Genomic DNA, 14,200 nt, shown 5'->3' with positions numbered 1-14,200 from the left:
GACCCGGCCGGCCAGGTCAGCGCCGGGGCAGCCCCAGGGGGTTGCCGTCGCGGAGCTCCGGCGGGAGGAGGTGCTGCGGGGTCGACTGGTAGGTGACCGGGCGGAGCCAGCGTTCGACGGCGGTGGCTCCGACCGAGGTGGAGGTGGAGGTGGTGGCCGGGTAGGGGCCGCCGTGGTGCTGGGCGGGGGCGACGGCGACGCCGGTGGGCCAGCCGTTGACGAGGACGCGCCCGGCGAGCGGGGTGAGCGCGGCGAGCAGCGGGGCGGCGACCTCGTCCTCCCCGGCGATGTGCAGGGTGGCCGTGAGGTTGCCGGGCAGCAGGGCGAGGACGGCGGCGATCTGCGACTCGTCGGCGTAGCGGGCGACGACGGTGACCGGGCCGAAGCACTCCTCCAGGAGGAGGCCGTGACCGCCGTCGGCGAGCCGGGCCGCGTCGACGGTGAGGACACCGGCGGTGACGGCGTGCTCGCCGGCCGCGCCGGGGACGACGGGGGCCTCGACGCCGTCGAGGGCGGCGCGCTCGGTGACGCCGTCGACGAAGGCGGCGCGCATCCGGTGGTCGAGGAGGACGGCGGGGCCGGCCTGGCCGACGCCCTTGGCGAGGGCGTCGAGGAAGCGGTCGCCGTCGGCGCCGGCCGGGGCGAGGACGAAGCCGGGCTTGGTGCAGAACTGGCCCCCGCCCAGGGTCATGGAGCCGGCCAGGCCGGCGCCGATCTCCTCGGCCTTCTCCGCGGCGGCGGCGGTGGTGACGACGACCGGGTTGAGGGAGCCGAGCTCGCCGTGGAAGGGGATCGGCACGGGGCGGGCGGCGGCCGCGTCGAAGAGCGCCCGGCCGCCGCGTACGGAGCCGGTGAAGCCGGCCGCCGCGACGAGCGGGTGGCGGACCAGCTCGACGCCCGCCTCGAAGCCGTGCAGCAGGACGACGACGTCCTCGGGGAGGCCGCGGGAGGCGGCGGCCCGGCGCAGCAGGCCGGCGGTCAGCTCGGAGGTGGCCGGGTGGTCGGGGTGGGCCTTGACGACGACCGGGCAGCCGGCGGCCAGCGCGCTGGCGGTGTCGCCGCCGGGGACCGAGAAGGCGAGCGGGAAGTTGCTGGCGGCGTAGACGGCGACGACGCCGAGCGGGATCTTCCAGCGGCGCAGGTCGGGGCGGGGCGGCACGGCCGACGGGTCGGGCAGGTCGATCCGCACGTCGAGGAAGGAGCCCTCCTCGACGACCTCGGCGAAGGACCGCAGTTGGGCGGTGGTGCGGGCGAGTTCGCCGGTGAGCCGGGGGGTGCCGAGGGCGGTCTCGGCGTCGGCGGTCGCCACGACCTCGTCGGCGGAGGCGTCGAGGAGGTCGGCGGCGGCCCGCAGGAAGGCGGCCCGGACCGTCCGGTCGGCGAGGGACTCGCGGGCGGCGTGCGCGGCGCGGACCGCCCGGTCGACGCCGGCGGGCGTGGCCTCCGTCGCGACCCGCTCGCGCCGCTTCCCCGTCCGGGGGTCCACACTCCACACTGCTGTTGCCGACACCGCCACACCCCTCGTTCGCTCTTGTTCACTATGATGAACGACGTTCTTGTTCATGAACGCCCGTGGGTGGACTCTATTGACGGCGCGGGTGTTCCCACAAGGTCACCGGGAAGTCCGGGACGTCAGGGAGGAGGGCGGGATCATGGCGGGTGCCGACACGGGCGGTGCGCAGGTGAAGTCCGCGGTGCGGACGGTGGAACTGCTGGAGTTCTTCGCCGGACGGCCCGGGATGCACACCCTGGCCGCCGTGCAGGAGGCCGTCGGCTACCCCAAGTCGAGCCTGTACATGCTGCTGCGCACCCTGGTCGAGCTGGGCTGGGTGGAGACCGACGCCACCGGCACCCGGTACGGCATCGGGGTGCGGGCCCTGCTCGTGGGGACCTCGTACATCGACGGCGACGAGGTCGTGGCCGCCTCCCGGGCCACCCTGGACCGGCTCTCGGACGACACCACCGAGACCGTGCACCTCGCCCGGCTCGACGGCACCAGCGTGGTCTACCTGGCCACCCGCCAGTCCCAGCACCACCTGCGGCCCTTCACCCGGGTCGGCCGCCGGCTGCCCGCCCACTCCACCGCGCTCGGCAAGGCGCTGCTCGCCACCCACGACGACGAGCAGGTGCGGAAGCTGCTCCCGGAGACGCTGCCGGCGGTGACCGAGCGCACGATCACCGACCGGGAGCGGCTGATCGAGGAGCTGGGGACCGTGCGCGAGCAGGGGTACGCGGTGGACCGCGAGGAGAACACCCTGGGGCTGCGCTGCTTCGCGGTGGCGATCCCCTACCGCAGCCCGGCCCGCGACGCGCTCAGCTGCTCGGTGCCGGTCGCCCGGCTGACCCCGGGCCACGAGCAGCTGATCAAGGACGCCCTCTTCGACGCGCGCGACCGGCTGACCCTGGCGACCCGGCGGCTGTGAGCCGGGGCCCGGGGCGGATGCGTGCCGTATGAACGTTTCCTGAGAATCGGGCCCCACCCGGAACGTCTTCCGCCGCCCCGTTCGTCCCCCCTGGTGCCATGAACAAGACGATCAGGCGCACCTCGGTCTTCGTGCTGCTCCTCGTGCTCGGCCTCCTGGGCCGGGCCACCTGGGTGCAGGCGTACGAGGGGAAGGCGCTCGCGAACGACAGCAAGAACCGGCGGAAGACCATCGCGCAGTACGCGCAACCGCTCGGGAACATCGTCGTGGCCGGCGCGCCGGTCACCGGCTCGAAGCGCGCCGAGAGCGGTGATCTCGCGTACGAGCGCACGTACACGGACGGCGAGCTGTACGCGGCGGTCACCGGCTACAGCTCGCAGGCGTACGGCGCCACCCAGCTGGAGGGCATCTGGTCCGGGGTCCTCGACGGCACCGACGACCGGCTGAAGAACCCCCTGGACGCGGTCACCCGCAAGCAGCAGGAGCCGGGCACGGTCGTCACCACGATCGACCCGGACGTGCAGAAGGCCGGCTACCGGGCGCTCGGGAACAAGAAGGGCGCGGCGGTCGCGATCGACCCGGTCAGCGGCCGGATCCTGGCCATGGTCTCCACGCCCTCCTACGACCCCTCGCGGATCGCCGGGACGACGGACGGCGACGCCTGGAAGGAGCTGACCGAGGACCCGGACAAGCCGCTGGTCAACCGGGCGCTGCGGCAGCCGCTGCCGCCCGGCTCCACCTTCAAGCTGGTGGTCGCGGCCGCCGCCCTGGAGGACGGCCTGTACTCCTCCGTGGACGTGCGGACCGAGAGCCCCGACCCGTACACCCTGCCGGGCACCCGGACGGTGCTGAGGAACGAGAACGCCTCCGCGCCCTGCGAGGACGCCACGATCCGCACCGCGCTCCAGTACTCCTGCAACAACGTCTTCGCCAAGATGGCCGCCGACCTGGGGCAGGACAAGGTGCGGGCGATGGCGGAGAGGTTCGGCTTCGGCGACGACGAGCGGGACGTGCCGGTCCGGGCGTACGCGAGCGTCTACCCGTCCGGGATGGACCGGGCGCAGACCGCGCTCACCGGCATCGGTCAGTTCGAAGTCACCGCCACCCCGCTCCAGATGGCGATGGTCTCGGCGGTGATCGCCAACGACGGGCGGCTCGCCTCCCCGCACATGGTCTCCGAGGTGGTCGACTCCGACGGCGACGCGCTGGAGTCCTTCGACGACGGCGACGCCACCCGGATCGTCTCCTCCGCCACCGCCGAGCAGCTGCGCAGCGCGATGGTGACGGTCGTGGAGGAGGGCACGGGCACCAACGCGGCGGTGGCCGGGGCCGAGGTCGGCGGCAAGACGGGCACGGCCCAGCACGGCGAGAACAACAGCAAGACGCCGTACGCCTGGTTCACCTCCTACGCGAAGGACCCGTCGACCGGGAAGCAGGTGGCGGTGGCCGTGATGATCGAGGACTCGGGCGCGGCCCGCTCCGAGGTCAGCGGCAACGGCCTGGCGGCGCCGGTGGCGCAGAAGATGATGGCGGCGGCCCTGAAGTGACGCGCGGGGGCCCGGCGCGACGGGCCGGGCCCCGGCGCGAGGCCCCGGCGCGAGGCCCGGGAGCGGTGGGCGCCGGGCCCGAAGTGACGTCCCCGGGGCCCGGATTGGCCCCGGCGGCCCTCCGTGCGATAGGCAGGGACACGCTCGAACACCGGGCACCCTTTCGAACTGCCGCTCTCGCTCGTCCCGCGGAGGACCGTCGTGCGTCGCCTGCCCCGTTCGCTGTCCGGCTGGACCATGGCGGTCTTCGGCCTCCTCGCCGCCGCCCTGGGGGTGGTGGGCCTGGCCGCCCCGGACGCCCTGCTCACCGTGATGGGATTCGAGCCGGTCCCCGCCGGCGGGCGCGCGGACGGCGACCACACGCTGGTCTTCCTCACCGCCTCCTCCATGGCCGCGCTCAACATGGGCGTCTACTACGTGCTCGCCGCGCTCGCCGACTGGCGGGCGTTCTTCCGCTGGACGGTCCCCTTCCGGCTCCTCACCTGCGCCGTCTTCACCCTGGCGGTCGTCACCGGCCGCGCCCCCTCCGGCTTCCTCGGGGTGGGGCTGTGGGAAGGGCTCGGCGCCGTGGTCACGGGGGCGGCGCTGTGGCACGAGAAGCGGTCCCGGCCCGGCGAATAGGGCGGTTGCCCGATCCCGGCGGGCCGCCTCAGACGGCACGCTCCGTCCATGCGCTGGTATCTGACGGGTGTGGTCGTGTCCGGGTTCGGGACGACGGCGATGTGGCTGGTCTCCGGGATCTGGGTCAAGTCGCTGACGGGTTCGGACGGCCTCGCGGCCCTCACCGCCTTCGCCCTGTGGGCCCCCGCCCTCCTCGGACCGCTGCTCGGCACGGTCGCGGACCGGGTGCGCCGCCGGCCGCTGCTGATCGTCCTCGACGTCGCGATGGCCGCCGTGCTGCCGCTGCTGCTCTGGGTGACCTCGGCCGACCGGGTGTGGCTGCTCTTCGCCGTCCTGGTGCTGTACGGGGCGCAGGGCTCCGTCCACGACGCGGCCGAGCAGGCGCTGCTCGCGACCGGCTTCGCCAAGGACCGGCTCGGCTCGGTCAACGGGTGGCGCGTGACGGCCAACGAGTCCGTGAAGCTGATCGCCCCCCTGGCCGCGGCGGGGCTCTTCGCCCGGTTCGGCGGCGGCCCCGTCGCCCTCCTGGACGCGGCGACCTTCGTCCTGGCCGCGGCCGCCTTCGCCGCGATGCGGGTCCGGGAGGAGCGGCCGGCGCCGGCCGCGCGGACGCGCGGGGCCTGGCGGCGGGAGACCGCCGAGGGCGTCCGGCTGCTCGCCGCCTCGCCGGCGATGCGGTCGCCGGTGGCCGCCGGCGCCTTCACCATGCTGCTCGCCGGGGTGAACGGGGCGGCGGTGTACGCGGTGGTGGACGGGCTCGGCCGGCCGCCCGCGTACGCCGGGGTGCTGTACGCGGCGCAGGGCGCCGGTTCGGTCCTGGCGGGGCTGACCGCCGGGCCGCTGCTGCGCCGGGTGCCGGAGCGGACGCTCGCCGCCGCCGGGCTCGCGCTCTTCGCGGCGGCGGCCGGGGCGCGGGCGCTGCCGTACGAGCCGGCGGCCCTGGCGGCGAGCGCGGTGATCGGGCTCGGCATGCCGTGGGTCCTGGTGGCGGCGATGACGGCGGTCCAGCGGGAGGCGCCGGCGGAGGCCGTCGGGCGGATCGCGGCGACCGCGCAGACGGCGGTCTTCGTGCCGAACGCGGTGGCGCTGGCGCTGGGCGCGGCCCTGGTCACCGCCGTGGACGTCCGGACACTGCTGCCGCTGCTCGCGGTGGCCGGCCTGGCCGGGGCGGCGGTCACGGCCGCGGCCGCGGTACGCGCGCGGGGCGGGGCCGCGGCCGGGGGATCCGCGCCCGGGGAGACCGCCGCCCGCTCCTGACGGACGCCCTCGTGGTGCGTGCGCGCGGGGGGCCGGGGAGCATGGAAGGGGCGGCGGGCTCGGCGGGAGGAGGGCAGGGTGACGGCCGGTTCCTTCCCGGAGACGGGCACGGGCACGGAGGAGGGGCGCGGCGACGCGGCCGCCGTCCCCTCCTCCGGGACGGCCTTCGGCGCGCGGGGCCTGCTCGACGTCCTCGGGGTGGCGGCCGTCGTGGTGGACGCGGCCGGCCGGATCGTGCTGTGGAGCCCCCAGGCGGAGCACCTCTTCGGCTACCGCGCCGACGAGGCGCTCGGGCAGTACGTGGCCCGGCTGATCGTCGGCGAGGAGCACCGGGACGAGGCGGTGCGGCTCTTCGGCGAGGTGCTGCGCGGCGGCGCCACCTGGGCGGGCACCTTCCCCGTGCGGCACAAGGACGGCTCGACCCGCCAGGTGGAGTTCCGCAACATGCGGCTCACCGACGACCTGGGCGACCTGTACGCGCTCGGCATCGCCGCCGACCGGTCGGCGGTGGCCCGGGTGGAGACCGAGCTGGCCCTCTCCGACCGGCTGGTCTCCCAGTCCCCGATCGGCCTCGCCGTCCTCGACACGGAGCTGCGGTACGCGCTGGTCAACGAGGCCCTGGAGCGGTTCGACGGGATGCCGGCCGCCCGCCACCTGGGGCGGCGGCCCTCCGAGGTGCTGGCGGGGGTGGACGCGGCGCCCCTGGAGGAGGCGGCCCGGCGGGTCCTCGAGACCGGCACGCCGCTGCTCGGCCTCCAGGTGACCGGCACCGCCCCGGCCGACCCGGAGGGCGGCGAGCACGCCTGGTCGGTGTCGTTCTACCGCCTGGAGGCGGCCGACCGGGTGCTCGGGGTGGCGGCCTGGGTGGTCGACGTGACCGAACGGCACCGGGCGGACGCGGCGGCGGACCGGTCCCGGCGGCGGCTGGTGCTGCTCGCGGACGCCTCGGCGCGGATCGGCACCACCCTGGAGGTGGAGCGGACCGCGGACGAGCTGGCGTCGGTGGTGGTGCCGGCGCTCGCCGACGTGGCGGCCGTCGACGTCCTCGACTCGGTGCTCTCGCTGCGCCGGCCGGGCGCCCCCGAGGAGGGCCCGGCGCTCTTCCGCGCGCTGGCGGTGAAGGCCGGGCACGAGACGGAGGCGCTGCCCGCCGCCGACCCGCCCGGCTCGGTCGCGGTGTACGGGGCGGACCGGCTGGTCACCCGGTGCGTGCACACCGGGCGGCCGGTCCTGGTGGCCCGGGTCGGGCCGGAGGACCTGCCGCGGATCGCGCGCGGCCCCGAGGCGGCCCGGCAGCTGGCGCGGGCCGGGGTCCACTCGTACCTGGCGGTGCCGCTGATCGCGCGCGGCGAGGTGCTCGGGGCGCTCGACCTGAAGCGGGACCGGCACCACCCGCTGCCGTTCGACGAGGAGGACGTGCTGCTGGCGGCGGAGCTGGCCGCCCGGGCGGCGGTCGGCATCGACAACGCCCGCTGGTACCAGAGCATGCGGAACGCGGCCGTGACCCTCCAGCGCAGTCTGCTGCCGGGCGATCCGCCCGTCCGCCCCGGCCTGGAGGTGGCGGCCCGCTACCAGCCGGCCCAGGCGTCCAGCGAGGTCGGCGGCGACTGGTACGACGTGATCGCGCTGCCCGACGACAAGACGGCCCTGGTGGTGGGGGACGTGATGGGCAGCGGGATCGACGCGGCGGCGACCATGGGCCGGCTGCGGACGGCCACCCGGGCCTTCGCCGACCTGGACCTCTCCCCCACCCAGGTGCTGCGGCACCTGGACCGGATCACGGTCGGCCTGGAGCACTTCATCGCCACCTGCCTGTTCGCGGTGCACGACCCCCGGCGGGGCCGCTGCCGGATCGCGAACGCCGGGCACCTGCCGCCGGTCCGGCTCCCGGCGGACGGCCCGGCCGGGCTGGTCGGCCTGTCCCCGGGGGTGCCGCTCGGGGTGGGCGGGGGCGCCTTCCGCACCGCGCGGGTGCCGTTCCTGCCCGGCGACCGGCTGGTGCTGTACACGGACGGGCTGATCGAGACCCGGGACGCCTCCATCGACGAACGGCTCGCGCTGCTCGTCTCCCTCGTCGACGCCACCCGGGAGCTGTCGCTGGAGGAGAGCTGCGACCGGCTGCTGCGGGACCTGCGCCGCCCGGGGGCCCAGGACGACGTGGCGCTGCTCATCGCGCGGAGCACGGCATGACGGCCCGCCGGGTCACGCCGTCGCCGGGGCGCGGTTCGGGGCTGCGGAGCCTCGCCGGGCAGGTCCTCGCCCTGGAGGGGCTGATCGCGCTCCTGCTGGTCGTGGCGGCGGTGCTGGTCACCTTCCAGCAGGCCCGGCAGGACGTGCTGCGGGACGCCCGGACGCGGTCGCTGGCGGTGGCGGAGGCCTTCGCGAAGGCGCCCGGCGTGGACGACGCGCTGGTCTCGCCCGATCCGACGGCGGCGCTCCAGGAGCGGGCGGAGCAGACCCGGGTGGCGACCGGGGTGGACTTCGTCGCGGTGCTCGGCCCGGACGGGGTGCGGTACACGGACGCGGAGAGCGACCTGATCGGGAAGAAGGCGACCGGGGACCTGAGCCGGGCGGTGGTGGACGGCGAGTCGTTCACGGAGACCTTCCACGGCGCGCCCAACGACGCGGTGCGGGCCGTGGTGCCGGTGGTGGACGACCGGGGCCGGATCGTCGGCATGGTGACCAGCGGCATCGAGGTGCAGTCGATCAGCGAGGTGGTGCGGGGGCGGCTGGTGGTGCTGCTGGCCGCGGGCGGCGGCGCGCTGCTCCTCGCGGTGGGCGGGGCGGCGCTGGTGTCGCGGCGGCTGCGGCGCCAGACGCACGGGCTCGGGCCGGCCGAGATGACCCGGATGAAGGAGCACCACGAGGCGGTGCTGCACGCGGTCCGCGAGGGGGTGCTGATCGTCGGGGCGGACAAGCGGCTGCTGCTCGCCAACGACGAGGCGCGGCGGCTGCTCGGGCTGCCGGCGGACGCCGAGCGGCGGCCGGTCGCGGAGCTCGGGCTCGACCCCCGCACCGTCGAGCTCCTGGAGTCGGGGCGGACCGCGACGGACGAGGTGCACCGGGCGGGCGACCGGCTCCTCGCGGTGAGCGTGCGGCCCACCGTCCCGGACGGCTCCGGTTCGGGCAGCGTGATGACGATGCGGGACACCACCGAGCTGGCCGCGCTGTCCGGGCGGGCGGAGGTGGCCCGGGGCCGGCTCCAGCTGCTGTACGAGGCGGGGGTGCGGATCGGGACGACCCTGGAGGTGGTCCGGACGGCGGAGGAGCTGGCGGAGGTGGCGGTGCCGCGGTTCGCGGACTTCGCGACCGTGGAGCTCCTCGAACCGGTGCTGCGGGGCGAGGAGCCGCCGCAGGACGCGACGCTGTCGGAGATGCGGCGGACGGCGCTGAGCGGGGTGCGGGCGGAGCAGTCGCTCCAGCCGGTCGGCGAGATGATCCGGTTCCACGTGCCGAGCACGCCGATGGCGGTGGCGCTGGCGACCGGGCACGCGGTGGTGGAGGCGGAGCTGGCGGCGGCGGAGGGCTGGCGGGCGCAGGACCCGGAGGGGGCGGCGCGGGCCCTGGCGTACGGGATGCACTCGCTGGTGACGGTGCCGCTGCTGGCCCGGGGCGTGGTGCTGGGGATGGCGAACTTCTGGCGGGCGGACACGGCGGAGCCGTTCGGGGAGGAGGACCTGGAGTTCGCGGAGGAGCTGGCGGCGCGGGCGGCGGTGGCGATCGACAACGCGCGCCGGTTCACCCGGGAGCACGCGATGGCGGTGACGCTCCAGCGGAGCCTGCTGCCGCGGGTGCTGCCCGAGCAGAACGCGGTGGAGGTGGCGTACCGCTACCTGCCGGCGAAGGCGGGGGTGGGCGGCGACTGGTTCGACGTGATCCCGCTGCCGGGGGCGCGGGTGGCGCTGGTGGTGGGCGACGTGGTGGGGCACGGGCTGCACGCGGCGGCGACGATGGGGCGGCTGCGGACGGCGGTGCACAACTTCTCGACGCTGGACGTGCCGCCGGACGAGATCCTGGGGCACCTGGACGAGCTGACGGGGCGGATCGACGAGGAGGCGGAGCCGGCGGCCGCGGTGGGCGACGGGGAGCGGCGGGAGGAGACCATCACCGGCGCGACCTGTCTGTACGCGATCTACGATCCGGCGTCCGGGGTGTGCACGGTGGCGAGCGCGGGGCATCCGGGTCCCGCGGTGGTCGGCGCGGACGGGCGGGTGGAGTTCCCGCCGCTGGCGTCGGGGCTGCCGCTCGGCCTCGGTCTCGGGGACGTGCCGTTCGAGTCGACGGAGCTGCGGCTCGCGGAGGGCAGCAAGCTGGTGCTCTTCACGGACGGGCTCCTGGAGGACCACGGGCGGGACCTGGGGACGGGGCTGGGGCTGCTGCGCAGGACCCTGGAGCGGCCGGAGCGGACTCCCGAGCAGATCTGCGCGGACGTGCTGGCGAACCTGCTGTCGCCGGCGCCCCGGGACGACATCGCGCTGCTGGTGGCGCGGACCCGGCGGCTCCCGGCGGACCGGATCGCCGAGTGGGAGGTGGCGCGGGACCCGGCGGCGGTGTCGCCGGTGCGGAACGCGGCGGCGGCCAAGCTCGCCGACTGGGGTCTGGAGGAGACCGTCTTCGCGGTGGAGCTGATCCTGAGCGAGCTGGTCACCAACGCGGTGCGGTACGGGGCGGATCCGGTGCGGGTGCGGCTGCTGTACGACCGGACGCTGGTGTGCGAGGTGTCGGACGGTTCCAGCACCTCGCCGCACCTGCGGCACGCGGCGGACACGGACGAGGGCGGCCGGGGCCTGTACCTGGTGGCGCGGTTCGCGGAGCGGTGGGGCACCCGGTACGGGCGGCGGGGGAAGACGATCTGGGCGGAGCTGCGGGTGGGGCCGGACGGCGGCGGCGGCGGTCCGGGCCCGGCGCCGACGGCGGCCCTGGACCTGGACGCCCTGGAGAAGCTGGCCTGGTGAGGAGGGCTTCGACGGAACGGCGGCGCCACATGGTATACCAAATGGGATCCGCCAGAGCCGAAGGAGACCCCATGAGCCCCGCGCCCCGCACCGCGACCCTCTTCCACGACGTACGCCCCTTCGGCGGCCCGGCCGGCGACCTGATCGCCGTCGACGGCGTGCTGGTCCCCGAGCTCCCCGGGGACGTGGCCGTCGAGCGGGTCGACGGCGGCGGGCGGCTGGCCCTGCCGACCCTGGTGGACGCCCACATCCACCCGGACAAGACCTCCTGGGGCGAGCCCTGGTACCGCCGCCGGCCCGCCGGGAGCATCGCCGAGTACGTGGCCGGGGACGTGGACCTGGCCCGGTCGCTGCCCACCCCGGTGGGCGAGCGGGCGCTGCGCCTGATGTCCCACGCGGCGGCCCGGGGGACCCGCGCGATGCGGGCCCACGTGGACGTGGCCCCGGCCTACGGCCTGGCCGGCGTCGCGGGCGTCGCCCGGGCCGCCGCGGAGCTGGCCGGGATCGTCGACGTCGAGCTGGTCGCCTTCCCGCAGCACGGCGTGGTCCGCGAGCCGGGCGCGGCGGAGCTGCTCGCCGAGGCGGCGGCGAGCGGTCTGGTCAGCCATGTCGGCGGCATCGACCCGACCGGTTTCGACGCCGGCGGCGACCGGGAGGGCGACCAGCTGGGCCTGGTCTTCGGGCTGGCCGAGAAGCACGGCCTGGGCCTCGACATCCACCTGCACGACCGGGGCGAGCCGGGCCTCGCGGTGATCCGGGACATCGCCGCCCGCACCCGCGCCGCCGGCCTCGGCGGCAAGGTGGCGGTGGCGCACGCCTTCGCCGTCGCCGGCCTGGCCGGCCGCGAACTGGACGCCGTGGCCGATCTGCTGGCGGAGTCCGGGGTGGCGCTGACGACGGTGGCGCTGGGCGAGACGACGGTCCTGCCGTTCCGGCGGCTCGCCGAGCGCGGGGTGACGGTCGGCCTCGGCTCGGACGGCGTCCGCGACAGCTGGAGCCCGTACGGCAACGGCGACATGCTGCACCGCGCCTGGCTGGCCGGCTGGGCCCTCGACGCCCGGCTCGACGAGGAGCTGGAGGCCTGCTTCCGGATCGCCGCCGAGGGCGGCGCCGAGCTGATGGGGCTGCCGGCCGCCGATCTGCGCCCGGGCTCCCCGGCCGACTTCATGCTGGTCGAGGGCGAGTGCCTGCCGCAGGTCGTGGTGGACCAGCCGCGCCGGGACCTGGTGGTGCGGGCGGGCCGGGTGGTGGCCCGGGACGGCCGTCTGGTCTGAGACCGCCGCTCAGCCGAGCTCCGCCAGGGCCGCGCGGACCGCCGCCAGATCGGCGTCGGAGGCCAGTCCCGCGTGGTACAGGCGGAGTTCGCCGGCGCCCTCGGCGAGGGCGCGCCGCGCGTCCTCGGCGAGCCGGCCGGGGGCGCCGCCCATGCCGGCGACGACGGAGAGGTTGGCGGCGAGGGTGGCGCCGGGCGGCAGGTGCGCGGCGAAGGCGGCGAGCCGGCCGGGGCGGGCCACCACGCCGTCGGCGAGGCCGAGGACGTGCGCGGGGTCGGTGCCGGCGTCGGCGCCGCAGCGGTACGGGTCGGGGTCGGCGTGCAGCAGGACCCGGAAGCCGGGCGGGGCGGCGGCCCGTACGGCGGCGACCGCGGCCTCCTGGAAGGAGCGGGCGGTCCGGGCGCGCCAGGCGAGGGCGGGCGCCTCGTGGCCGCCGAGCTGCCCGGCGGGGCCGGTGCCGGCCCAGACGGGGGCGAGGGCGGCGCGGACGGCGGCGGCGAGCGCGTCGGGATCGGCGCCCTCCCCGGCGTACCCCTGGCGGCAGTGGGGGCAGAAGCAGAGCGAGAGCAGCAGCCGGGCGCGGTCGTCGAGGGGGACGCCGCCGGTCTTGTCGTGGGCGTGCAGGTGGGCGTAGCCGTACCAGCCGCAGGACTCCAGTTCGGTGCCGGCGGCGCCGGGCCGGACGGCGGCCTCGGCGGCGAGGTCCACGAGCAGCGCGCGGACCTCGGGGTGGGCGACGCAGGGGGCCCAGGGGTAGCGGTCCCCGTGGGCGTTGACCACGGAGGTGTCCGGGTGCTCGGCGCCGAGCCGGGAGTTGTGGGCGAGGACGACCCAGCTGTGCACGGCGAGGCCGGTGCCGTCGAGAGCCTCGGCGGCGCGCGCCCAGGCGTCGCCGGGGGCCCAGTCGCCCGCCGGGTACGGGGCGAGCCGGCGGCCCGCCCAGCGGGCCGGGTCCGGCGGGTAGAGCACGGCGGCGTGTTCGGCGGTGACCACCCGGTGGCCCGGGTGGCGGGGGCTGAGCGCCCGGGTGGAGTGGTAGGCGGCGGCGAGGGTGACCTGCTGGACGCCGAGGCCGGCGAGGAGGGCGGGGGCGGCGGGGTCGCCGTCGACGTCCCAGGGGTAGAGGAAGGCTCCCGTTCGGGGACGGGCGGGGGTGGTCACGAGCGCTCCCGGGAGTACGTGCCGCAGAGGTCCTGATCTGTTCACATCCATGAACGAGGTCCGCATGCTAGCCCTCCCCCGCCCCCCGGTCAAGGCCGCCCAAGCCCGTGGAGCAGGACCTTGACGGCCCCTCGAACGCCTCCCTAGCGTGTCCACGTCCGTGAATGCACCCTCCGGGTCAGCGCCCCAGCCGAGGAGAACCGTCCGATGCCCGCACCCCGCACCCTCCTCCTCACCGGTGCCGCCGGCGGCGTCGGCACCCTCATGCGGGAGCTGCTCCCGGCGTACGGCTACGCGCTCCGCCTCCTCGACGCCGTCCCGGTGCCCGGCGCCCCGGACGCGATCGTCGCCGACCTCGCCGACCGCGCGGCCCTGCGCGAGGCGGTGCGCGGGACGGACGCGGTCGTGCACCTGGCCGGCATCTCCCTGGAGGCGGACTTCGACGCGATCGTCGCCGCCAACGTCACCGGCCTGCACCACCTCTACGAGGCGGTCCGCGAGGAGGGCGTCCGCCGGGTGGTCTTCGCCTCCAGCAACCACGCCGTCGGCTTCACCCGCCGGCCCCGGGAGGGCGAGCCGCCGGTGCCGGTCACCACCCCGCACCGGCCCGACACCTTCTACGGCCTCTCCAAGTGCTTCGGCGAGGACCTGGCGCAGCTCTACTGGGACCGGCACGGCATCGAGACCGTCTCGGTCCGCATCGGCTCCTGCTTCCCCGAGCCGACCTCGGTCCGGATGCTCTCCCTCTGGCTCAGCCCGGCCGACTGCGCCCGCCTGCTGCACGCCGCGCTCACCGCCGAGGACGTCGGCCACACCGTGGTCCACGGCTCCTCCGCCAACACCCGCCAGTGGTGGGACCTGTCGAGCGCCCGCGCGCTCGGCTACGCGCCGGAGGACGACTCGGAGGTGTACGCGGAGAAGCTGATCGCCGCTCAGGGCCTGCCCCCGGAGGGCAGCCCGGA

The 14,200-nt window shown here is 76.4% G+C and carries 10 protein-coding genes; 8 read left to right on the top strand and 2 right to left on the bottom strand.

What is annotated here, in order from left to right; all coding sequences use genetic code 11:
• Positions 1–16 precede the first annotated feature (16 nt).
• Positions 17–1,510 carry an aldehyde dehydrogenase (NADP(+)) gene (locus tag AB0E83_RS33025; protein ID WP_362120100.1) on the bottom strand — a complete coding sequence of 498 codons (1,494 nt, stop codon included), beginning with the start codon at positions 1,508–1,510 and terminating at the stop codon, positions 17–19.
• A 142-nt stretch (positions 1,511–1,652) separates the two neighbouring features.
• Between AB0E83_RS33025 and AB0E83_RS33020 the strand changes: the two genes are divergently transcribed.
• From AB0E83_RS33020 to AB0E83_RS32990, 7 genes are all read left to right on the top strand, one after another.
• Positions 1,653–2,423 (top strand): IclR family transcriptional regulator, encoded by a 771-nt coding sequence (locus tag AB0E83_RS33020; RefSeq protein ID WP_362120098.1) that lies wholly within the window; start codon positions 1,653–1,655, stop codon positions 2,421–2,423.
• 98 nt (positions 2,424–2,521) lie between these two features.
• The gene (locus tag AB0E83_RS33015; RefSeq protein WP_362120096.1) at positions 2,522–3,970 is read left to right on the top strand and encodes a penicillin-binding transpeptidase domain-containing protein; all 1,449 of its coding nucleotides are present in this window, start codon (positions 2,522–2,524) and stop codon (positions 3,968–3,970) included.
• Between the two features lie 237 nt (positions 3,971–4,207).
• The gene (locus tag AB0E83_RS33010) at positions 4,208–4,591 is read left to right on the top strand and encodes a hypothetical protein (RefSeq protein WP_362120104.1); all 384 of its coding nucleotides are present in this window, start codon (positions 4,208–4,210) and stop codon (positions 4,589–4,591) included.
• A gap of 48 nt (positions 4,592–4,639) precedes the next feature.
• The gene (locus AB0E83_RS33005) at positions 4,640–5,848 is read left to right on the top strand and encodes an MFS transporter (protein WP_362120094.1); all 1,209 of its coding nucleotides are present in this window, start codon (positions 4,640–4,642) and stop codon (positions 5,846–5,848) included.
• Positions 5,849–6,028: 180 nt separating this feature from the next.
• Positions 6,029–8,038 (top strand): SpoIIE family protein phosphatase, encoded by a 2,010-nt coding sequence (locus AB0E83_RS33000; protein ID WP_362120102.1) that lies wholly within the window; start codon positions 6,029–6,031, stop codon positions 8,036–8,038.
• The gene (locus tag AB0E83_RS32995; RefSeq protein ID WP_362120092.1) at positions 8,035–10,803 is read left to right on the top strand and encodes a SpoIIE family protein phosphatase; all 2,769 of its coding nucleotides are present in this window, start codon (positions 8,035–8,037) and stop codon (positions 10,801–10,803) included. The genes AB0E83_RS33000 and AB0E83_RS32995 overlap by 4 nt, the downstream gene beginning before the upstream one ends.
• 41 nt (positions 10,804–10,844) lie before the next feature.
• Positions 10,845–12,077, top strand: coding sequence for an amidohydrolase (locus AB0E83_RS32990; protein ID WP_362120090.1), 1,233 nt, complete (start codon positions 10,845–10,847; stop codon positions 12,075–12,077).
• A gap of 9 nt (positions 12,078–12,086) precedes the next feature.
• Here AB0E83_RS32990 and AB0E83_RS32985 read toward each other — a convergent pair whose 3' ends face one another.
• The gene (locus AB0E83_RS32985; RefSeq protein ID WP_362120089.1) at positions 12,087–13,238 is read right to left on the bottom strand and encodes a hypothetical protein; all 1,152 of its coding nucleotides are present in this window, start codon (positions 13,236–13,238) and stop codon (positions 12,087–12,089) included.
• A 207-nt stretch (positions 13,239–13,445) separates the two neighbouring features.
• On the opposite strand from AB0E83_RS32985, the gene AB0E83_RS32980 reads away from it, so the two are divergent.
• On the top strand, positions 13,446–14,200 hold a 755-nt coding region (locus tag AB0E83_RS32980; protein ID WP_362120087.1), incomplete at its 3' end, for an NAD(P)-dependent oxidoreductase.

This window comes from Streptomyces sp. NPDC035033 (genome assembly GCF_040636735.1).
Lineage (GTDB): Bacteria > Actinomycetota > Actinomycetes > Streptomycetales > Streptomycetaceae > Streptomyces.
The sequence above is the reverse complement of the archived record's forward strand: the minus strand, read 5'-3'. Positions and strand labels throughout refer to the sequence as shown.

Bases quoted from the DNA above. Each gene is read 5' to 3' on its own strand.
- AB0E83_RS33020 (WP_362120098.1), top strand. From the start codon at position 1,653: ATGGCGGGTGCCGACACGGGCGGTGCGCAGGTGAAGTCCGCGGTGCGG.
- AB0E83_RS33015 (WP_362120096.1), top strand. From the start codon at position 2,522: ATGAACAAGACGATCAGGCGCACCTCGGTCTTCGTGCTGCTCCTCGTG.
- AB0E83_RS33010 (WP_362120104.1), top strand. From the start codon at position 4,208: ATGGCGGTCTTCGGCCTCCTCGCCGCCGCCCTGGGGGTGGTGGGCCTG.
- AB0E83_RS33005 (WP_362120094.1), top strand. From the start codon at position 4,640: ATGCGCTGGTATCTGACGGGTGTGGTCGTGTCCGGGTTCGGGACGACG.
- AB0E83_RS32995 (WP_362120092.1), top strand. From the start codon at position 8,035: ATGACGGCCCGCCGGGTCACGCCGTCGCCGGGGCGCGGTTCGGGGCTG.
- AB0E83_RS32990 (WP_362120090.1), top strand. From the start codon at position 10,845: ATGGGATCCGCCAGAGCCGAAGGAGACCCCATGAGCCCCGCGCCCCGC.